Source organism: Kingella kingae (assembly GCF_900475905.1).
GTDB lineage: Bacteria > Pseudomonadota > Gammaproteobacteria > Burkholderiales > Neisseriaceae > Kingella > Kingella kingae.
The window spans coordinates 1553111-1573554 of sequence record NZ_LS483426.1 but is presented as its reverse complement, the minus strand read 5'-3'; the positions used below and the strand labels follow the sequence as shown (position 1 = coordinate 1573554).

Sequence of the window (20444 nt, the reverse complement as noted above, 5' to 3'; positions counted from 1 at the left end):
TTTACTCCTGCAACTTCGGTGGCGACAATTTGTCTAACATCGCCAAAATGTTTTGTGCTGCGGCACGTCCTTCGGCTTGCGTCATCGGCGTGTTGCCCGATTTTCGCCCCGAAATAATCAAATCGCTCTGCGGCATTTCATCAAAAAAACGGCTCGGCTCGTTGAACTGCCACACGCCTTGTCGTTTGCGCTTTAAGCAATGCGTCATCGTTAGCTGCTGTTTGGCGCGTGTAATGCCCACATACATCAAACGCCGTTCTTCTTCCAAGCCGCCTTCTTCCACGCTATCGGAATGGGGAAAAATGCCTTCTTCGCAACCAACCAAGTACACAAACGGATATTCCAAGCCTTTTGATGCGTGCAATGTGGACAGGTTTACCGCGTCTATTTGTTCGCCGTCTTTGCCTTCTAGCAGCGTCATCAGCGCGATGGTTTGCGATAGATTAACCAGATTGCGCTCGCCGTCTTCGCCTTTTCGCGCCAGCCATTCGCACAAATCTTGCACGTTGCGCCAACGGTTTTCTGCTGCTTTGGGGCTGTCTTCGTTGCTGGTTTGTAAATGCTGTTCGTATTGAATATCGCGCAACAAATCTTGCACCGTTTCGCCAGCGTCATCGTCTTGGGCGCGGCGTGTGTAATCGTGCAACAAAGCCATAAATTGCTGCACGCTGTCTCGGCTTTTGCTAGACAACTCTGACAGTGCGTGCAGGCTGCTTGCGGCTTCAAACAAGCTGCATTCGTGTTGTTTGGCATATTCGTTGAGCTTGCCCAAAGTCGTGTCGCCAATGCCGCGTTTGGGCGTGGTGGCTGCGCGTAAAAACGCAGGGTCGTCATTTGGATTTGCCAGCAAACGCATATACGCCAACACGTCTTTGATTTCGGCTTTGTCGTAAAAACTTTGTCCGCCCGACAATTTGTAGGGAATCCGCGCCGCGCGTAAGGCTTCTTCAAACACACGCGCTTGATGATTGCCGCGATACAGCACTGCAAAATCCGCATATTCCGCGCCATAAACAATCTTATTTTTGGCGATTTGGTGGACGACAAATTCTGCTTCGCGTTGTTCGTTTTCACACGCAACCACGCGCACAGGCTCGCCTTCGCCCAAATTAGACCACAGCGTTTTGGGGAATAATTTGGCGTTGTTGGCGATGACTTGGTTAGCGATTTTCAAAATTCGCGCGGTAGAACGATAATTCTGTTCCAGTTTAATGACTTTGAGCTGCGGATAATCGTCTTGCAGTTTACGCAAATTTTCCATGTTTGCACCGCGCCACGCATAAATAGACTGGTCGTCATCGCCCACCGCAGTAAACATGCCTTCAAAACCAGCCAGCAAGCGCATGAGCGTATATTGGCAAGCGTTGGTATCTTGGCACTCGTCAATCAGCAAATAACGCAAACGCTTTTGCCATTTTTGACGCACTTCGCTATTGGATTGCAACAGCAAAGTCGGCAAACGAATTAAATCATCAAAATCAACCGCTTGATAATGAGTGAGCGTTTCTTGATACGAAGCATAAACGGTGGCGATTTGGCGTTCCCAATCATCGCAAGCAGCCTGCACCGCTTGTTCGGGCGTGATAAGCGCGTTTTTCCACAACGAGATTTGATGCTGCGCCTTGAACACCGATTCGCGCCCCGAGCTGCCCAATAATTCGCCCATAATTCTGCCGCTGTCGGAGCTATCCAAAATAGAAAAATTGCGTTTGTAGCCAATGTGCGGTGCTTCTTCGCGCAAAATCCGCATGCCAAGCGAGTGAAAAGTGGACACGGTCAAACCGCGCGTGTGTTCCTTGCCCAAGCGCAGCGCGATGCGTTCTTGCATTTCTTTGGCGGCTTTGTTGGTGAACGTGATAGCGGCGATGTGATGCGGTTTGTAGCCCGCTTGCGTAATCATATAAGCGATTTTTTCGGTGATGACGCGCGTTTTGCCACTACCAGCCCCAGCCAACACAAACAACGCGCCGCCCAAATATTCCACCGCTTCTTGTTGTTGTGGATTGAGTTTCATGGTGCGGATTGAAATCGGTAAAAAAGGGGGAGATTATAGTGCAGGCTGCTTTGGCGGTCAGCAAGAATAATCGCAGCGATTAAAAAAAATGAAGTTGTTTTTTTGTTTGTCTGACTTATTGTTACAAAAAGATTTTTTTATTGAAAAACGCATTAAAAAGCAGCCTGCACTTTTTGTGCTGCACGAAAACATATACAAACGCGATTCTTTACGATATATTACAAACCGCTACATCGCACGATGGCATATCGACACCGTTATAAGGAGACACACCCCATGACACAAGCAGCAGAACGCGTATTACACGCAGGTTTACGCAACAAAATCATGAGCGCGGAACAAGCCGCCGAGTTTATTCAAAATGGCATGATGCTCGCCGTTACAGGCTTTACAGGCGCAGGCTATCCCAAAGCTCTGCCCACTGCCATTGCCGAAAAAGCCAAAGCCGAACACGCTGCAGGTCGTCCGTTTAGCGTGGGCATGGTCACAGGTGCGTCCACCGCGCCCGAATGCGATGGCGTGTTAGCCGCCGCCAATGCCGTGCATTTTCGCAATCCATTCCAGTCTGACCCGACTTTGCGTAACAACATCAACGCAGGCAATATCGCCTATCAAGATATGCACTTATCGCACGTTGAACAGCAAATGCGTCAAGGCTTTTATGGCGAATTTGATGTAGCGATTGTGGAATTATCGGGTATTACCGCAGACGGAAAATTGATTCCAGCCATGGGCATTGGACATGCTAGCGAAGCGATTAAAGCCGCCAAAAAAGTGATTTTGGAAGTGAACTTTGCCCAAAGCGCCAAATTAGAAGGCATGCACGACGTTCAATTTGACATTGGTGTGCCGCCGCATCGTAAGCCCATCAACATTTTGCATCCGTTTGACCGCATTGGTACGCCTTATTTGGAATGCGATTTAGACAAAATTGTTGCTGTTGTTTTGACCAATGGCAGCGACCGCAACAGCAAATTTACCGAGCCTGACGATAATTCCAAACGCATTGCCGCGCAAATCATCGACTTTTTCAGCAACGAAGTAAAAGCAGGACGCTTGCCAAAAAACCTGTTGCCATTGCAATCGGGCGTGGGCAACGTGGCGAACGCGGTGATGGCAGGTTTGTTGGATTCGCCATTTGAAGATTTGACTGGCTACACCGAGGTATTACAAGACGGTATGTTGGATTTGATTATCGCAGGCAAAATGAAATCGGCATCGGCAACCGCTTTGTCGTTTAGCCCAGACGCATTGCAACGCTTCAACGACAACATCGATTTCTTGCGTGACAAATTGGTGTTGCGCCCAATGGAATTTACCAACAACCCAGAAGTGATTCGCCGTTTGGGCGTGATTGGCATGAACGCCATGATTGAAGCCGACATCTACGGCAACGTGAATTCAACGCACGTTATGGGTACAAAAATGATGAACGGCATTGGCGGTTCGGGCGACTTTACGCGCAACGCATTCTTCTCATTCTTCGTGTCGCCATCGGTAGCAAAAGACGGCGCGATTTCGTGCATTGTGCCTATGGTTTCGCACCACGACCACACCGAGCATGACGTGATGTTCATCGTTACCGAACAAGGTATGGCGGACTTGCGCTGCAAATCGCCACGCCAACGCGCCCAGTTAATTATTAACAACTGCGCCCACCCAGACTACCGCGATATGTTGCGCGACTACTACGACCGCGCCGAAAAAGCAGGCGGTTTGCACACGCCACACTTGTTGTTGGAAGCCTTGTCTTGGCATCAACGCTTTGTGGAAACAGGCGATATGCGCGTGAAGTAATTATTTAGTTGGACAAAAAAGCAGCCTGCACTTTTGATTTCGTTCAAAGTGCAGGCTGCTTTTGTATGCTTACATTATTTACGCGAGCCAGCCATACGATTGATGATTTTTTCGCCTTTGACTTGATGCACAATCGCCATAACAATGTGTCCAGCCGCCAACGCAAACAGCAACCAAGCCAAATTGCCATGCGCCATATTACCGATTTGTGTCATCCACTCAATTTTTTCGGGGGCAGCACCCATCACTTCTACGCCAAATACTTTGAGCGAGCCACGCGCTGAACCGTATTGGCGAATCAAGCCCACCATAGGCACGGCAATCATCAACACATACAAACCCAAATGACCCAGCTTCACGATTAAATTGCCGTGTGGGCGATTTTTTACGTTTAGCGCAGCCCAAATCACGCGCACCACAATCAAAATCATCAACAAAAAGCCGACTGATTTGTGCAAGCCCATTAGGCTGTAATAGTCTTCGTTGAAGTTCCACATAGCGGCTGTGAACAGCATCACGGCAAATGCGGCTGCCATTGACCAGTGCAATAAGCGCGAGATTGTGCCGTAGTATTGTTGATTGTCTTTCATGGTTTGTGTCCTTTGTTGGTTATTAGAAATGGAAAGACGCGGATTATAATGGAGTACTTGGTTAAATTTCTTTAACATGATGAATTAAAATATAAAACAGTTTTTCTTAATAGGAAACCGTAAAAAATATTTGGCGATATTGGTGTTTGGTATTATAATTCGCGCTTCTTTGGTGGGTCGCCTTGCATGGTGATTTCAGGCAACGGGTCAGGGGCGGAAGCCAGCAGCCCACTTGGAAAAGTCAGTGCCAAGGGTTCGGCTCGCCACCTAATTCAAAAAGCTCGCTACTTTGTGTAGCGGGCTTTTTTATTGTGCGAAGTTAAGCGTAGGTGTGGCGGTGCAACGCCACGTTCTGAATCATATAGTGAATTAAATTTAGATTAGTACCGCGTTGCCAACTCCCTTATGTACTAGCTGTACACGGCGGTCGTTGTCGCCTTGTCCTAATCTAAATTTAATCCACTCTACTAAAAATAGAGAATAGGGAGTGCAGGCTGCTTTGGTGCGTCAAAAAGCAGCCTGCACTTTATTTGGGCGATTTGATTTTGCGCCATTTGTACAAAGGCAAACGATACGCCAGCAGCGCGACAATAATCAATGCGCCGCCTGCGATTTTGTGTAGCGATAGTGTTTCGCCGAGCAGAATCACGCTAAACACGAGTGTCCACACGGGTTCTAGCACCATAATCATGGCGGCGTTGCCGATGTCGCAATGTTTTTGGGCGTGGGTTTGCAGCAGATAGCGGAAGTTGGTAATCAGCAAGGTGGCGATGATGACCTAGCCGTACGTTGCGCCTGATAGTGGGAATTGCCATGTTTCAAACAGCAGGGAATAGCCGCTGCATACGATGCCTGTGATGCCGAGCTGTATGGTGGTGAGCGGCAGGGCTGGGAAGTTGCGCGAAAATTGGTTGCTGAGTACAAAAAATAGTGCGCCCATGAGCGATGCTGCGCCAAATAGCAAGCTGCCGAGCGATAGATGCCACAGGGGGCGACCGTTATTGAGCAGGGCGAGTCCGCAAGCGGCAATGGCGAGTGATAGCCACAAGATTCGGGCTGGGCGGTTGCGAAATAGTAGCCACGATAGTAACGGTGTGAGTAGCATGGATAGGCTTAACAAAAACGCGCCTTCGCCAAAATGTTGGCTGTGGGCGACGCCTTGTATCCACAAAAAGATGTTGCCCGAAAAGGCTAGGCTGATGCAGGCTGCTTGGGCGATTTGTTGGCGCGAAAATTGCCGAAAATGGGGTAGGGCAAACGGCAAAAACAGCAGCGATGCAACCATGAAGCGTATGCCTAAAAAGCCTGCTGGTGGGAGTTCTGCCAGCGCGGCTTTGGAGACAAACCAGCCTGCGGCGGCAAATAGGGTTACGATGAAAAATAGGATTTCGCCATAGTATTTTTGCATGATTTAGCCTGTCCACGTCCAACGGTGGTTCATTGCGCCTAGCACGGAATTGGGGTATTTGTCGTGCCCTAGGCTGCCGTTGTAGCGAGCGAGTGCGCGGTGCATATTGCCGTTTTCTAGGTTGCTGTAATGGCGCAAAATGGTGCAGCCGTAGCGTAAATTGGTTCGCACATCAAATAGATTGTGGTTTTCGTTGCCGATGTAGCGTTGCCAAAAGGGCATGACTTGCATCAAGCCTTTTGCGCCGACGCTGCTCATGGCGTATTGGCGGAACGCGCTTTCTACTTCGATTAAGCCGAGTACCATTTGTGGGTCTAGGTCGGCGCGTGTGGCTTCGTAGTGAATCATGGTGAGTAGGCGGCGGCGATAGAGTTCGTTGTCCACAAAACGGGTTAGGCGCACCGACATTTCGTTGAGCCAGCGTTGGGCATCGGTGGCGCGGTCAAACACCAAATAGGGCGGGCTGGCGTGTTCTACCGATTGGCGCATGATGCTGGCAACGTCATCGGACAGCGTTTCTTCGCGTTGTGCGCCTGCGTGTAAGCTGGGCGAGAGCAGCAAAAAGCAGCCTGCACCCAAGATTTGGCGACGTGTGTAAACAGAATTTGGCATGGTAAACAAAATATAAGCAAAGCAGCCTGCAAAAATAAGTGCAGGCTGCTTTTGTTGCAGAAAAATTAACCGTAGCGTTTTTGGAATTCAGTCATAAAGTCAATTAAGGCTTCTACGCCTTGCAATGGCATGGCGTTGTAGATGCTGGCGCGCATACCGCCGAGCGATTTGTAGCCGCGCAATAATTGCAAACCGCGTGTGGTAGATTCTTGTGCAAACAATTCGTCCAATTCTGCATTGCCTGTGGTGAAAATCACGTTCATTTTAGAACGCGCACCTGGATGGACGTGGTTTTGATAGAAGCCGCCGCTGCCGTCAATCGCGGCATACAGTGTTTTGGCTTTGAGCGTGTTAATCGTGTCCATTTGCGCCACGCCGCCTTGCGATTGCAACCAACGGAACACCAAGCCCGAAATGTAAATCGGATAAGTGGCTGGCGTGTTGTACATGCCTTGTTTCTCAACGTGCGATTTGTAGTTCCACACATCAGGCACGCGGCTAGAACAGCGGTCGAGCAAGTCTTCGCGGATAATCACAATCGTTGCGCCAGATGGACCGATGTTTTTTTGTGCGCCTGCGTAAATCACACCAAAATCGCTCACGTTTACTTTGCGCGACAAGATTTCGGACGACATATCGCAAATCAACGGTGGCATGCCGTCTTCCAATTTGGGGATTTCGCGGTATTGTAAGCCATGCACGGTTTCGTTAATCACAAAATGCACAAAGGCGGAATCTTTATCAATGTCCCAAGACGACACAGGCGGCAAGTTTTTGTATTGGTAATCGCGTTTGCCGTCGGCTGCTAAGTGAATGGTGGCATCGCTTAATTTACCCATTTGCGAGTGCGCGATTTCTGACCAGTTGCCTGTTACCACGCTATCTACACGTTTGAAGCCGTCGGCAAAATTCATTACAACTTGGTTGAACTGCGCCGATGCACCGCCTTGCAAAAACAATACTTTATAGTTGTCGGGAATGCTCATCAGTTGGCGCAAATCTTGTTCGGCGTGATACAAAATGCTGGCAAACACGTCTGAACGGTGCGACATGGTCATCACAGAAAAGCCTGTGCCGTTGTAATCAAACATTTCGCTTTGGGCGGTGCGTAACACGCTTTCGGGCAAAACGGCTGGGCCTGCGGAGAAGTTGTAGATTGGAAATTCGCGCATGGTGTGTTCTTCTTATTAGTGGGTTAAAAAAAGAAAAGTGATTGTATGCTTGTGTTAGGGGCAAGGCAATAGCGTTTGCAGATTTTGTTCGCATTGTTGCGCCAAATCGGGCAGGGCAAGGGCGCGGATTTGGGCGACTTGTTGGGCAATGGCAAGCAAGTTGGCTGGCGTATTGATTTGATTTTTGATGCCAAACGGGCTATCGGTTTCCAACAAAATATCGCTCAACGCAAGCTGACTGGTGAGTTGGCGGACTTTTTTGGCGTGGGGATTGAGCAGCAGCGTGCCGATGCCAATTTTGAAACCGTGTCGCAACAGCAATTTGGCTTCTTCCATGCTGCCCGAAAAAGCGTGGGCAATGCCGCCTTGCGTAAATTGGGTGCGTTGCAGGCTGCGAACAATGGCGGCGGTGGCTTTGAGATTGTGCAAAATAATCGGGCGTTGATGTTGTTGCGCTAAATCTAGTTGCGCTTCAAACAGTTGAATTTGCAGGCTGCTTTGTGTTTCTGGCTGACTTTTGTCGTAAAAATCCAAGCCGATTTCGCCTAGCCATAAGCGTGGATTGTGTTGCAAATATTGTGCCAAATCCGCCAAGCAGCCTGCACTTTCGGTTTGCACAAACCACGGGTGTATGCCTATTGCACCAGCGCGAATCATGGACTGGCACAACAAATCGGATAGGTGCGCCCAATCGTTTGGCTCGGCAGTTGGCACAATCATGCCTGTGATGCCTGATTGCTGGGCTTGGGCGAAAATATCGGGCAGCCTGCACCGTAAAGCAGGGTCGGCAAGGTGGCAATGGGTGTCGGTGAACATGATAGTTGAGTGCAGGCTGCTTTTTATTTAAACAACAAAATCAACAACAAAACCAACGCAATCATGCCCAGCCAAAAATTCTGGCGGCGTTGGCTGGCGATTAAGTGAATATACGCATCGCGCATTTCTTTTTGTCGTGCTTCATCAACCAGCGCGTTGATTTTGCGTGGCAAGCTGGGTAAGATTTCCGCCCAATCAGGGGCTTCGTCTTTTAGATTGCGTAACAGGGCGCGTACGCCAATTTGTGAATCCATCCATTTAATCAAAAACGGACGCGCGGTTTGCCATAAATCTAAATTTGGGTCTAGTTGTCGCCCCAAGCCTTCAATATTGAGCAGGGTTTTTTGTAGCAACACCAACTGCGGTTGAATTTCTACATTAAAACGGCGACTGGTTTCAAACAAACGCATCAACACAATACCAAACGAAATTTCTGCCAACGGTTTATTGAAAATCGGCTCGCAAACAGCGCGAACGGCAGATTCTAAATCTTCGGCGCGAGTTTGTGGCGGCACCCAGCCCGATTCAATGTGCGCGGTGGCAACTCGGTGGTAATCGCGGTTAAAAAACGCCAAAAAGTTAATCGCCAAATAGCGTTTGTCGTAGTCCGTCAGGCTGCCGACAATGCCAAAATCTAGCGCAATATAGCGTCCGTCTGGCGCAACTAAAATATTCCCAGGGTGCATATCGGCATGAAAAAAACCGTGTTTAAACACTTGGGTAAAAAAGATTTCTACGCCAAACGTGGCGAGTTTGTGCAAGTCAATGTTTTGTTCGCGCAGGCGGTCAATGTCGGAAATGGGCGTGCCGTCCATCCATTCAATCGTCAAAACTTCGCGACTGCAATAATCAAAATACACTTGCGGCACAATCAGCATATCGCTGTTTTCAAAATTGCGGCGCAACTGGCTGGCATTGGCGGCTTCGCGCAGCAAATCCAGTTCATCGTGCAAATATTTATCAAACTCGGCAACCACTTCGCGTGGTTTTAGGCGTTTTCCATCGGCAAACAAGCGTTCAATGCAGCCTGCACCCAATCGCATTAACGCCAAATCTTGTTCAATGATTTTGGTTAAATTGGGGCGCAACACTTTGACGGCAACCGCTTCGCCTGTAAACAAAGTAGCGCGATGCACTTGGGCAATAGACGCGCTGGCAACGGGCTGTGGGTCAAAATCGGCATACAATTCGTGAATGGGTTTGCCCAGCGATTGTTCGATTTGTTGGCGCGATAAGTCAATGTCAAATGGTGGGACTTTGTCTTGCAGTTTGGACAATTCTTGCGCGTAGGCAGCAGGCAGCAAGTCGGGGCGCGTGGACAGCACTTGACCCAGTTTAACAAAAATCGGGCCTAAACTTTCCAACGCCAAACGCAATCGCACAGGCAAGGGCTCGCTGGCAAAGCGTTTGGACGCAGGCAGCCTGCACAATAATTGGCGTAACCAAGTGGCGCGAACGTGCGGCAAAATCATGTCGGTTAAGCCATAGTGGTAAACCGTTTTGGCAATGGTGGAAAAACGAGAAAGCCATTTCATAGTGGTGTTTTTTGAGCGCAAAAGAAAGGCGCATTATACGCAATTTGTCGGTAATCAGCAGGCAATAAATAGGCAAAATCGGGTATAATGGCAGAATTTTGTGCATGATAGGATTCAAAGCAGCCTGCACATTTTCAATTTAAATTTCTGTTACAAGACATCAACATGACCGAACAAGCTCAATCTCAACAAACCCCCCAACAAGAATACGGCGCAGACAGCATTCAAGTATTAGAAGGCTTGGAAGCCGTCCGCAAACGCCCAGGTATGTACATCGGCGACACGCAAGACGGCTCGGGCTTGCACCACATGGTGTTTGAAGTGCTGGACAACGCCATTGACGAAGCACTCGCAGGGCATTGCGACAACATCACCGTAGCCATTAACGCCGATGAATCCATTACGATTGAAGACAACGGGCGCGGCATTCCCACAGGCATTCACCCCAAAGAAGGGCGTTCTGCTGCCGAAGTGATTATGACGATTTTGCACGCAGGCGGTAAATTTGATAACAACAGCTACAAAGTGTCGGGCGGTTTGCACGGCGTGGGCGTGTCTGTGGTGAATGCGCTGTCGGATTGGCTGAAATTGACGATTTGGCGCGACGGCAAAGAGCATTTTGTGGAATTTCATCGCGGCGAAACAGTAGAGCCGCTCAAAGTCGTGGGCGATTGCGACCCGAACAAACACGGCACGCGCGTTCAATTTTTAGCTAGCGAAGAAACGTTTGGTTTGGTGCAATACAAATTTGAAACGCTCGCCAAACGTATCCGCGAATTATCATTTTTAAACAATGGTGTCAAAATTGAATTGTTTGATAAACGCGACGGCAAACACGAAAATTTTGCCGAAAGCGGCGGTGTAGTCGGTTTTGTGCAATACACGACTGGCAGCAAAAAACCGTTACATGACAAAGTGTTTTACGCGATTGGCGAAAAAGACGGCATGACTGTGGAATGCGCGATGCAATGGAACGAAAGTTACCAAGAATCGGTGCAATGTTTTACCAACAACATTCCGCAACGCGACGGCGGTACGCATTTGACGGCGTTGCGCCAAGTGATGACGCGCACAATCAACAATTATATTGATAAAAATGAAATCGCGAAAAAGGCGAAAATTGACACATCGGGCGATGATATGCGCGAGGGTTTGACTTGCGTGTTATCCGTGAAATTACCTGACCCGAAATTCAGTTCGCAAACCAAAGATAAATTGGTGTCTAGCGAAATCGCGCCTGTTGTGAATGAAGTGTTATCGCAAGCCTTGTTTGAGTTTTTGGAAGAAAATCCGAATGATGCGAAAATCATTTGCGGCAAAATCGTGGAAGCAGCGCGTGCGCGTGAAGCGGCACGAAAAGCGCGTGAAATGACGCGCCGTAAGGGTGTAATGGACGGCTTGGGCTTACCTGGCAAATTAGCAGATTGCCAAGAAAAAGACCCTGCGTTATCAGAACTTTATCTTGTGGAGGGCGATTCCGCAGGCGGTTCGGCGAAACAAGGGCGCGACCGTAAATTCCAAGCGATTTTGCCGTTGAAAGGTAAAATTTTGAATGTGGAACGTGCGCGTTTTGAGCGTATGTTGGCGAGTCAGGAAGTGGCGACGCTGATTACTGCGTTGGGTACGAGCATTGGTAAGGAAGAATTTAATCTGGAAAAATTGCGCTATCATCGCATCATCATCATGACCGATGCGGACGTGGACGGCGCACATATTCGCACGCTGTTGCTGACGTTCTTCTATCGCCAAATGCCTGAATTGATTGAGCGTGGCTATGTTTACATCGCGCAACCGCCGCTTTACAAGGCAAAACATGGCAAGCAGGAACGCTACCTGAAAGATGAGCAGGAAAAAGATGAATTTTTGCTGGGCTTGGCGGTAGATAAGGCGAAAATTGTTTCAGGCAGCCGTGTGTTGGAAGGCGCGGAATTGTTGCGTGTGGCGAAACAATTTTTACGCGCAAAAAATACGATTGCGGAAGAAAGTCGTGTAATTGATTCGGCGGTGTTACGCGCTTTGATTGATATTGAACCGATTGATTTTACAACGGAAAACAGCGTTCAGGCAGCCATTAGCGCGTTGAATGTGGTTTTGGAAAAACAGGAAATTGCGCTGGAACACGTTGTCGGCAACGAAGGCGGTCATTTCATCAAAATCACACGCCAATTACACGGCAATATGGCGATTTCGTATCTTGACCAAAAATTTGTGGACAGCAAGGCTTATCAAATTTTGCTGAAAACGGCGCAACAGCAACGTGATTTGATTGATGCAAGCGGCGCGGATTTGTTCAAGGGTGAAGGCGAAGCGCAACACGTTACTTCATTTGAGCAAGCGTTGGATATTTTGTTGCAAAACGCGCAAAAAGGCATGATGATTCAACGCTATAAAGGTTTAGGCGAGATGAACCCTGAACAGCTTTGGGAAACAACGATGAATCCTGAAGTGCGCCGTTTGTTGAAAGTGCGAATTGAAGATGCGATTGCGGCTGATGAAACGTTTGTTACGTTGATGGGCGATGAAGTTGAGCCGCGCCGTAACTTTATTGAAGCGAATGCGCTGATTGCTCAAAATATTGATATTTAAACCATAAAAGCAGCCTGCACTTTTTAAAAATAGGGTGCAGGCTGCTTTTTAAATGGTTTACGAGCGATTTTCTAACTTGGCTGGTGTGTTATCGTTGGATTTGGGCTGCACCACAAAATCGCCGTCAATAATGTCATCGTCATGCGGTTTGCTGGATTGACTGCGCTGTCCGTAGGCAAAATGTTGCTCAAAATGGGCTTGATTTTGCGTGCTGGCAATCGGTTTGCCCTTAAACGGAATCAGCAACAACAGCGCAACAATGCTAGACAAGAAACCCGGAATCATCAGCAAAAAACCCGCCATGGGAATGCGAATCGGCAGCAGCATTTGATACCATGAAATTTGCCCTTTGTTTCGCAGCAATTCGCCCGCCATAAGCACTTTGCTGATGCCTGCATTGCGGCGAATCAGAAACGAGCCAACAAAAAAGCTCAAAATAATCAAAGCAAAAGCGGCTAATCCGCCAATCATTTTGCTAACCAGAATAATAGATAAAATTTCCAGCGCAATGGAAATCAAGAAAAAAATGCCGATAAATTGCATGGTGTTGTCCTTTGTTTTACAGTCGGTGCCAAGTCGCAAAGATAAAGCCAAGTTTGTGTGAAAACAAGATAATGTCTGCGAAACAAGGCGTAAAAAACCGTAAATATCCAGCCGAGCCAAGTGCAGGCTGCTTTTTAAGGAGTATGCGTAATGCGTTTACCTAATTTTTCAATGATTTATGTATTGGCGATTAGCCTGCTGCTGTCGGCGTGTTCGGGCGTGTCCAATAACACGGCAAGCGGTTCGTGCAATTCGCCCAGCATGGGCTTTTATTGCGTGAAAGCGGGCGATAATTTGTATCGCATCGGGCAAAGATATGGCGTGTCGGTTGCCAATCTCAAATCGTGGAATCAACTGAATGGCGACCATATTCGCGCAGGACAAATGTTGCGCGTACAAAAAAGCACCGCTCGCAGCAGCACCAGCAGCAAGCAGCCTGCAAGCGCGACTTCTCTGCTGATGCCTGTGGCGGACGGTACGATTATTCAGTCGTATTCCGATAGCACGCGCAGTATTCAAATTGCCGCACCGCAAGGGTCAAACGTGTTGGCGGCGGCGGACGGCATGGTTATTTATGCTGGCGAAGGCTTGCGCGGCTATGGCAAATTGATGTTGATTCAGCATAGCAATCAACTGATTACGGCATACGCGCACAATCAAACTTTGTTGGTGGGCAAAAATGCGCGAGTGAAGCGCGGTCAGCCTGTGGCAACGGTTGGCAATACCGCTCGTGCCGATGGACGAAGTGCGCTGCATTTTGAAGTGCGACTTAATGGCAAAGCGGTTAATCCTGCGCCGTATTTGAATGGTGCGATGAAAAGCAGCCTGTATTTTCATTTGATGTGGTGTGCAGGCTGCTTTGTTGATTTGGGCGGTGGCAACGTTGTATAGCCGCGTGCGATTGGGTATGCATTATCCGATTGATTTGTTTGTGTCGGTTTGGATTGCGTGGGGTGGCATGGGTGTGTATTCGCATGGGGATTGCCTAAATGGGCGAGCCATTTCAATCAATCCAAATAAAACAGAAAGTAAATATTATGAACGTAGAAGAATTTTTAGCCAAAGAACAAGCCGCTGCGCAAAATTATCGCTGCGGATTTATTGCGATTGTGGGTCGTCCGAATGTGGGCAAATCCACGCTGATGAACCATTTAATTGGGCAGAAAATCAGCATTACCAGCAAAAAAGCGCAAACCACGCGCCATAAAGTAACGGGGATTTACACGGATGATACGGCGCAATTTGTGTTTGTGGATACCCCAGGCTTTCAAACCGACCATCGTAACGCTTTGAATGACCGCTTGAATTTGAATGTAACCGAAGCGATGAGTGGCGTTGATGCGATTGCGTTTGTATTGGAAGCGATGCGATTCACGGAAGCTGACCGCACGGTGTTGAAACAGTTGCCGAAAAATACGCCTGTTGTGTTGGTGGTAAACAAAATTGATAAAGATAAGGCGAAAGACAAACTCGCGCTCAATGCGTTTATTGAGCAAGTTCGCGCAGAATACGAATTTGCGGCGGTGGAAGTCGTGAGCGCAAAACACGGTTTACGCATTGCGAATTTGTTGGAAACGCTGAAACCGTTCCTGCCTGAAAGTGTGCCGATGTACCCCGAAGACATGGTTACGGATAAATCCAGCCGTTTCTTGGCGATGGAAATTGTGCGCGAAAAATTGTTCCGCTATTTGGGCGAAGAATTGCCGTACGCGATGAATGTGGAAGTGGAGCAATTTAAAGAAGAAAACGGTATGTATCACATTTATATCGCGGTTTTGGTGGACAAGGAAAACCAAAAACCGATTGTCATCGGCAAAGGTGGCGAAAAACTGAAAAAAATGTCCACCGAAGCGCGTTTGGATATGGAAAAACTATTTGATTGCAAAGTGTTTTTGAAAGTTTGGGTGAAAGTGAAATCGGGTTGGGCGGACGATATTCGTTTCTTGAATGAATTGGGTTTATGATGAAAAATCAACAAGATGAAATCAACCGCGTGCAGGCATTATACCGCGAATGGACGCAGCTTTTGCCGCAGTTGCAAGCCGATTTGGCGCGTTATAAACGAGCTGCCAACTTGGTGGCGCAACTGGAAGCGTTTTACACCGATGGCAGCTATATGGCGTTGATGGAAGCCGAGCAACAAGGCGCGGTGTTTGATACGCAAACGGCTGGCGAATACAGCATTTTGAGCGAGGACGCGATATTTAACGCGCTGGGCGATTTTCGCCACATCACGCTGCAACGGCTCAAAAGCGCAGTGGCAGCATTGGACAGCGAGTAAGCAGCATGGCGTTGTTGGATATTTTGCCGTTTACGCACGAGTTGTTGCGCCAACACATTCGCGTGGGCGATACGGTCATGGACGGCACGGCTGGCAATGGGTATGACACGGCATTTTTGGCGCAATGCGTGGGCGAATCGGGCAGGGTAGTGGCGTTTGACATTCAAAGAGCGGCGATTGAAGCCACACAAAATCGCCTGTTACAACTGGGTTTGACTGACCGCGTGCAGCTGATTCAGGACGGACATCAACACGCGGCGCAATATATCTCGCAGCCCTTGTCGGCAGCGGTGTTTAATTTTGGCTACTTGCCACGTGGCGACAAAAGCATTACCACGCAAGCGCAAACCAGCGTTGCCGCGGTGCAGGCTGCTTTGGACGCATTGCAAGCGCAGGGCATAGTGTGCGCGGTGTTGTATAGCGGTCATGCGGCTGGCAAACCCGAAATGCAGGCGTTGCTTGACTATGCCAGCAGCCTGCCACACAATCGCTTCCGCGTTTTGCGCTACGAATTTATCAATAAGCAAAATTGTCCGCCCATATTGTTGGCGATAGAAAAATTGGTTTAAAAGTAAAGGATTGAATAATATGGAAAGTTTGTATATTCCCATTAAACATACGCACGTTTTTTTGATTACGTTGAGCATTATTTTGTTCAATATTAAATTTTGGCTGAAATTTATGCAGCCACAAAAACCATTGCATTTGCTGTGGCGCATTGTGCCGCACATTAACGACAGTATTTTGCTGTTTACAGGCATGATGATGATGGTGATTGCGAAGTGGGCTCCGTTTGGCGCAAGTAAATGGCTGGGCGTGAAATTGTGCTTGGTGGTAACGTATATGGTGTGCGGTATTTTTGCGATTCGTAGCCCAGCGCGTACAACAAAAGCGTGGATTGCGTATGGCGCGGCGATGTTTGTGGTGGCGTGCGTGGTGTATTTGGCGCGATTTAAGCCGATTTAAATCAATAAGATAAAAAATATGAAAAGTGCAGGCTGCTTTGTTGTAGGCATGAGTGCATACAGAACAAGCAGCCTGCACATTTAATCAACAAAATATAGTGATTTAAATTTAGATTAGTACGGCGTTGCCAACTCCCTTATGTACTACGCGTACACGGCGGTCGTTGTCGCCTTGTCCTAATCTAAATTTAAACCACTATAAAAAACAAAAAAGGAATACACAAATGACCCAAGAACTAGAACGTGACAGCATGGCATACGATGTCGTGATTGTGGGCGCAGGTGTGGCAGGCTTGTCGGCAGCCATTCGCTTGAAACAACTTGCCGCCAAACAAGAGCATGAAATCAGCGTGTGCGTGTTGGAAAAAGGCAGCGAAGTGGGCGCGCACACTTTATCAGGCGCGGTGATTGACCCACGTGCATTGAGCGAACTGTTCCCCAACTGGCAAGAATTGGGCGCACCGCTGCAACGCTCGGTGGAACACGATGAAATCTGGTTTTTAACGCAAGACAAATCGTGGCAAATGCCGATTGTGCCGCCCAGTTTTCAAAATCATGGCAACTATATTATTAGCTTGGGTTTGTTGTGCAAATGGTTGGCGGAACAAGCCGAGCAGTTGGGCGTGGAAATTTACGCAGGTTTTGCCGCTGCCGAAGTGTTGTATCACGAAAATGGCGCGGTAAAAGGTGTGGCAACGGGCAATATGGGCGTGGGCAAAGATGGCGAGCCAACCGATTCGTTTCAGCTTGGCATGGAATTGCACGCGCAACAAACAATTTTTGCCGAAGGGGCGCGTGGCTCGTTGAGCAAACAAATCATCAAGCAATTTCAATTAGATAAACATTGCCAAGCGCAAACGTATGGCTTGGGCATCAAGGAAATTTGGGAAGTGCCAGCCGAACAATGTCGCGCAGGCACGGTGATTCATACTATGGGTTATCCGTTGGATAGCCAAACTTATGGCGGTTCGTTTATTTATCATTTGGACAACAATCAAATCGCGCTGGGTTTGGTGGTGGGGCTGGATTATCAAAATCCGTATTTGTCGCCATTTGAAGAGTTGCAACGCTTGAAATTGCACCCCAAAGTTCGCGCCATGTTGGAAGGTGGTCGCCGAATCGCTTATGGCGCACGCGCTTTGGTGGAGGGCGGTTTGCAAAGTTTGCCAAAATTGAGTTTTGCTGGTGGCGCGTTGGTGGGCGATGCGGCTGGCTTTTTGAACGTGCCACGCATTAAAGGTAGCCACACGGCAATGAAATCGGCAATGTTGGCAGCCGAAGCGATTTTCCCATTGCTGGAAAACAGCGAACAAGAGCAGCCTGCACACGGCAAAACCGCAGCGCGTTATCAAGGTTTGTTTGAAAACAGTTGGTTATACCAAGAATTGCGCGCCGCGAGAAACATTCGTCCTGCGTTCAAATGGGGCTTGTTGCCTGCGATGGCATACACTGCGTTGGAACAATATGTGTTCAAAGGCAGAACGCCTTGGACGTTGAAGCACCACGGCAGCGATGCAAGCAGCCTGCAACTGGCGGCAAATTGCACACCGATTGATTACCCCAAACCAGACGGCAAATTGACGTTTGACCGATTGAGCAGCGTGTTTTTGGCAAATGTGTCGCACGAAGAAAACCAGCCTGCACATTTGCAACTGTTGCGCCCAGATGACGCGATTGCAGTCAATTGGCAGCAATACGCCAGCCCTGAAACGCGCTATTGCCCAGCAGGCGTGTACGAAATCGTGCAAGAGCAGGGCGCAGAACCGCGTTTGCAAATCAACGCCGCAAACTGCATTCATTGTAAAACGTGCGACATCAAAGACCCAACGCAGAATATTCAATGGAATTGCCCAGAAGGCGGCGGTGGCCCAAATTATGGGGCGATGTAGAATCGTGTAGCGGAAAATGTGCAGGCTGCTTTGGAGCTATTCTAAAAGCAGCCTGCACATTCGTTTTCTGCTATAATCCGCCCATTTTTCGCGCCTAACAATATGCAGGCTGCTTTTCGCGCGAAGTCATTATAGTGATTTAAATTTAGATTAGTACGGCGTTGCCAACTCCCTTATGTACTAGCTGTACACGGCGGTCGTTGTCGCCTTGTCCTAATCTAAATTTAAACCACTATAAAATCACATTACTTTTTGAGAATCACTTTATGTTTCATATTATTGAAAAATACCGCATGCCAGCGCAATTATTGTTGGGCGCGATTGGTATTTCGTTTATTGGATTTGGCTTGGCTAATTTTGATATTTCAACCGACAAAAACTACATTGTCCGTGTGGGCGACCAATATATTACGCGCGATGCCTTGGAGATTGCCATTCGCAATAGCGAGCAATCGGGTGGCGTTGCCGACCGCAATCAAGTGTTCCAAATTTTATTGAATCGTGCCTATTTGCAAGAAGGTGCAAAACGCTTGGGCATTGTGGTTTCCGATGCGCAAATCAAACAAGCGGTGGTGGATACGCCCGAATTTCACGATGCTAATGGCAAGTTTGACCCAGCTAAATTCCAAGCCTTTTTGCAGCAAACGCATTTGAGCGAAGAGCAATTTATGGCGCAAGAACGCGAGCGTTTGACTTTGACTGTGCTGCTCAACACGCTCAATCAAGGCACGGTTAGCGATGAGCAAGCCATGCAGTTTGTGAACGCGCGATTTGCTGAACGCACCATTCGTACCAGCGTCTTCAATCCCGAAAATTACGCAAAAGACGTGAAAATCGATGACGCAAGTCTGCAAAAATTCTACGATGCCAACAAGCAAACTTATGCTTTGCAGCAGGGCGTGAAATACGATTATATTGTGTTGTCGCCCAAAGATTTGTTGGACAAACAAACCGTGAGCGATGCCGAAGTGCAGGCTGCTTTGAAAGACGCGCAAGCCAATGCCAAACCAACACGTAAAATCGCACATATTTTGATTGAAGCACCCAAATCGGCAGACGAAGCCACGCGCAGTAAAGCCAAAGCGCAAGCCGAACAAGTGGCAAAAGAAGCGCAAGCCGCGCCTGAAAAATTTGCTGATTTAGCCAAACAATATTCGCAAGATGCAGGCTCGGCGCAATCGGGCGGCGAGTTGGGTAATTTTGCCAAAGACGGTTCATTGCCAGCCCCTGCGTTGGAAGAAGCGGCATTTAAACTGGGCGAAGGCGAAGTGAGCGGTGTGGTGGAAACCGATTTTGGCTACCACATTGTGCGCGTAACCGATATTCAAGCGATCGATGTAGCGGCTTTGACCGAACGTGTGCGCCGCGAGTTGCAAGAGAAAAAAGCGCAACAAGCCTACAACAAAATGCGCGATGAATTGAGCGAAGCTGTGTTTGCCAGCAACAACGATTTGGCAGCCGCCGCCAGCAAATTTGGTTTGACAGTGCAAAAACAAGGCGAATGGCTGACTCGCGCTAATGCAGCGGAATTGAAAGTGCCAACCGCGGTGGTAGATGCGGCGTTGAGCGATGAAATATTCAGCAAAAAACAAACGTCTGATGCAATTTCGGCAGACGGCGCAACGTGGTTTGTTCGCCCGACTGAAACCCGTGCAGCAGGCACAGAACCGTTGGCAAATGTGCGTGAACGTGTGCAGGCAGATTGGGTGCGTTCGGAAAGTGTGCGTTTAGCGCGTGAAGCGGCGCAAAAAGCAGTTGAAGCCTTGCGTAAGGGCGAAACGCCAACTTTGGCGTGGATGCCAGAGCAAAAAGTTGTGCCGATGCAAGTGCAGGCGTTAATTTTGCCGCAAGATTATGCTCAATTTATTGCCGCGCAACCGAAAAATGGCAAACCTGCTTTTGCGGTGGTAGAGCGCGGTGGCATGGTGGAGTTGGTGGAGGTGAAGAGTATTGCCACGTTGAACGACCCGAAAATTTTGAATGCCATTAAAGCAGAAATCGCCCAAGTTCGCGGTAGTGCACTTGCCGAAGCCTATATTGACGGTTTACGCGCCCAAGTACCAACCGAACAAGGTTCGCAAAAAATAGCAGACGAGTAATCTGAAATAAAGTGCAGGCTGCTTTTAAATATTGAAAAAGCAGCCTGCACTTTGCGTTAAAACGTAGGTTGGGGTCTCGATCCTGACACAATCCGAATAATATACATAACTGTCGGGGTCAAGACCCCGCTCTACAA

18 protein-coding genes and 1 other RNA gene are annotated in these 20444 nt (G+C 48.5%); 10 read left to right on the top strand and 9 right to left on the bottom strand.

From position 1 onward, the window contains the following. Nucleotide 1: 1 nt before the first annotated feature. Entirely contained in the window at nt 2–2014 is a 2013-nt protein-coding gene (rep, locus tag DQN52_RS08400) for a DNA helicase Rep (protein ID WP_003786593.1), read from the bottom strand. Between the two features lie 276 nt (nt 2015–2290). Between rep and DQN52_RS08390 the strand changes: the two genes are divergently transcribed. Next, nucleotides 2291–3811, top strand: a complete 1521-nt coding sequence (locus DQN52_RS08390; protein ID WP_003786597.1) for an acetyl-CoA hydrolase/transferase family protein — start codon at nt 2291–2293, stop codon at nt 3809–3811. A gap of 74 nt (nt 3812–3885) precedes the next feature. Here the strand turns inward: DQN52_RS08390 and DQN52_RS08385 are convergent, their stop codons facing one another. Beyond that, the gene (locus DQN52_RS08385; RefSeq protein ID WP_080561229.1) at nt 3886–4401 is read right to left on the bottom strand and encodes a cytochrome b; all 516 of its coding nucleotides are present in this window, start codon (nt 4399–4401) and stop codon (nt 3886–3888) included. 171 nt (nt 4402–4572) lie between these two features. Between DQN52_RS08385 and ffs the strand changes: the two genes are divergently transcribed. Further along, an RNA gene (ffs, locus tag DQN52_RS08380) (signal recognition particle sRNA small type) lies at nt 4573–4669 on the top strand. 258 nt (nt 4670–4927) lie between these two features. Here ffs and DQN52_RS11385 read toward each other — a convergent pair. From DQN52_RS11385 to ubiB, 6 genes are all read right to left on the bottom strand, one after another. Beyond that, nucleotides 4928–5164 carry a DMT family transporter gene (locus tag DQN52_RS11385; RefSeq protein WP_003786601.1) on the bottom strand — a complete coding sequence of 79 codons (237 nt, stop codon included), beginning with the start codon at nt 5162–5164 and terminating at the stop codon, nt 4928–4930. A 15-nt stretch (nt 5165–5179) separates the two neighbouring features. Further along, nucleotides 5180–5809, bottom strand: coding sequence for a DMT family transporter (locus tag DQN52_RS08375; RefSeq protein WP_003786602.1), 630 nt, complete (start codon nt 5807–5809; stop codon nt 5180–5182). A gap of 3 nt (nt 5810–5812) precedes the next feature. Then, nucleotides 5813–6421, bottom strand: a complete 609-nt coding sequence (locus tag DQN52_RS08370) for a lytic transglycosylase domain-containing protein (protein ID WP_032827701.1) — start codon at nt 6419–6421, stop codon at nt 5813–5815. Between the two features lie 65 nt (nt 6422–6486). Further along, entirely contained in the window at nt 6487–7593 is a 1107-nt protein-coding gene (gene serC / locus DQN52_RS08365) for a phosphoserine transaminase (protein WP_003786606.1), read from the bottom strand. 54 nt (nt 7594–7647) lie between these two features. After that, entirely contained in the window at nt 7648–8409 is a 762-nt protein-coding gene (locus DQN52_RS08360) for a TatD family hydrolase (protein ID WP_003786609.1), read from the bottom strand. Between the two features lie 23 nt (nt 8410–8432). After that, a complete protein-coding gene (gene ubiB / locus DQN52_RS08355) occupies nt 8433–9944 on the bottom strand; it encodes a ubiquinone biosynthesis regulatory protein kinase UbiB (RefSeq protein WP_032827702.1) in 1512 nt (503 codons plus the stop codon). Nucleotides 9945–10109: 165 nt separating this feature from the next. On the opposite strand from ubiB, the gene gyrB reads away from it, so the two are divergent. After that, nucleotides 10110–12530, top strand: a complete 2421-nt coding sequence (gene gyrB / locus DQN52_RS08350; RefSeq protein WP_003786614.1) for a DNA topoisomerase (ATP-hydrolyzing) subunit B — start codon at nt 10110–10112, stop codon at nt 12528–12530. A gap of 57 nt (nt 12531–12587) precedes the next feature. On the opposite strand, the gene DQN52_RS08345 is transcribed toward gyrB, so the two are convergent. Beyond that, nucleotides 12588–13073, bottom strand: coding sequence for an FxsA family protein (locus tag DQN52_RS08345; protein ID WP_003786616.1), 486 nt, complete (start codon nt 13071–13073; stop codon nt 12588–12590). 150 nt (nt 13074–13223) lie between these two features. Between DQN52_RS08345 and DQN52_RS08340 the strand changes: the two genes are divergently transcribed. From DQN52_RS08340 to DQN52_RS08305, 7 genes are all read left to right on the top strand, one after another. Then, nucleotides 13224–13964: a M23 family metallopeptidase gene (locus DQN52_RS08340; protein ID WP_003786619.1), complete on the top strand. Its 741-nt coding sequence runs from the start codon at nt 13224–13226 to the stop codon at nt 13962–13964. A gap of 146 nt (nt 13965–14110) precedes the next feature. Further along, nucleotides 14111–15037 (top strand): GTPase Era, encoded by a 927-nt coding sequence (gene era / locus DQN52_RS08330; protein WP_003790235.1) that lies wholly within the window; start codon nt 14111–14113, stop codon nt 15035–15037. Then, the gene (locus DQN52_RS08325) at nt 15034–15354 is read left to right on the top strand and encodes a DUF4298 domain-containing protein (RefSeq protein WP_003786623.1); all 321 of its coding nucleotides are present in this window, start codon (nt 15034–15036) and stop codon (nt 15352–15354) included. The genes era and DQN52_RS08325 overlap by 4 nt, the downstream gene beginning before the upstream one ends. A gap of 5 nt (nt 15355–15359) precedes the next feature. Further along, nucleotides 15360–15923, top strand: coding sequence for a class I SAM-dependent methyltransferase (locus DQN52_RS08320; RefSeq protein ID WP_003786626.1), 564 nt, complete (start codon nt 15360–15362; stop codon nt 15921–15923). A gap of 19 nt (nt 15924–15942) precedes the next feature. Next, nucleotides 15943–16320 (top strand): SirB2 family protein, encoded by a 378-nt coding sequence (locus DQN52_RS08315; protein ID WP_003786628.1) that lies wholly within the window; start codon nt 15943–15945, stop codon nt 16318–16320. A gap of 223 nt (nt 16321–16543) precedes the next feature. After that, a complete protein-coding gene (locus DQN52_RS08310; protein ID WP_003786629.1) occupies nt 16544–18208 on the top strand; it encodes an electron transfer flavoprotein-ubiquinone oxidoreductase in 1665 nt (554 codons plus the stop codon). Nucleotides 18209–18474: 266 nt separating this feature from the next. Beyond that, nucleotides 18475–20307: a peptidylprolyl isomerase gene (locus DQN52_RS08305; RefSeq protein WP_003786631.1), complete on the top strand. Its 1833-nt coding sequence runs from the start codon at nt 18475–18477 to the stop codon at nt 20305–20307. Nucleotides 20308–20444: the final 137 nt, after the last annotated feature.

Excerpts from the sequence above, each read along its gene's own strand:
- rep (WP_003786593.1), bottom strand. The coding sequence starts at position 2,014 with ATGAAACTCAATCCACAACAACAAGAAGCGGTGGAATATTTGGGCGGC.
- DQN52_RS08390 (WP_003786597.1), top strand. The coding sequence starts at position 2,291 with ATGACACAAGCAGCAGAACGCGTATTACACGCAGGTTTACGCAACAAA.
- DQN52_RS08385 (WP_080561229.1), bottom strand. The coding sequence starts at position 4,401 with ATGAAAGACAATCAACAATACTACGGCACAATCTCGCGCTTATTGCAC.
- DQN52_RS08375 (WP_003786602.1), bottom strand. The coding sequence starts at position 5,809 with ATGCAAAAATACTATGGCGAAATCCTATTTTTCATCGTAACCCTATTT.
- DQN52_RS08370 (WP_032827701.1), bottom strand. The coding sequence starts at position 6,421 with ATGCCAAATTCTGTTTACACACGTCGCCAAATCTTGGGTGCAGGCTGC.
- serC (WP_003786606.1), bottom strand. The coding sequence starts at position 7,593 with ATGCGCGAATTTCCAATCTACAACTTCTCCGCAGGCCCAGCCGTTTTG.
- DQN52_RS08360 (WP_003786609.1), bottom strand. The coding sequence starts at position 8,409 with ATGTTCACCGACACCCATTGCCACCTTGCCGACCCTGCTTTACGGTGC.
- ubiB (WP_032827702.1), bottom strand. The coding sequence starts at position 9,944 with ATGAAATGGCTTTCTCGTTTTTCCACCATTGCCAAAACGGTTTACCAC.
- gyrB (WP_003786614.1), top strand. The coding sequence starts at position 10,110 with ATGACCGAACAAGCTCAATCTCAACAAACCCCCCAACAAGAATACGGC.
- DQN52_RS08345 (WP_003786616.1), bottom strand. The coding sequence starts at position 13,073 with ATGCAATTTATCGGCATTTTTTTCTTGATTTCCATTGCGCTGGAAATT.
- DQN52_RS08340 (WP_003786619.1), top strand. The coding sequence starts at position 13,224 with ATGCGTTTACCTAATTTTTCAATGATTTATGTATTGGCGATTAGCCTG.
- era (WP_003790235.1), top strand. The coding sequence starts at position 14,111 with ATGAACGTAGAAGAATTTTTAGCCAAAGAACAAGCCGCTGCGCAAAAT.
- DQN52_RS08325 (WP_003786623.1), top strand. The coding sequence starts at position 15,034 with ATGATGAAAAATCAACAAGATGAAATCAACCGCGTGCAGGCATTATAC.
- DQN52_RS08320 (WP_003786626.1), top strand. The coding sequence starts at position 15,360 with ATGGCGTTGTTGGATATTTTGCCGTTTACGCACGAGTTGTTGCGCCAA.
- DQN52_RS08315 (WP_003786628.1), top strand. The coding sequence starts at position 15,943 with ATGGAAAGTTTGTATATTCCCATTAAACATACGCACGTTTTTTTGATT.
- DQN52_RS08310 (WP_003786629.1), top strand. The coding sequence starts at position 16,544 with ATGACCCAAGAACTAGAACGTGACAGCATGGCATACGATGTCGTGATT.
- DQN52_RS08305 (WP_003786631.1), top strand. The coding sequence starts at position 18,475 with ATGTTTCATATTATTGAAAAATACCGCATGCCAGCGCAATTATTGTTG.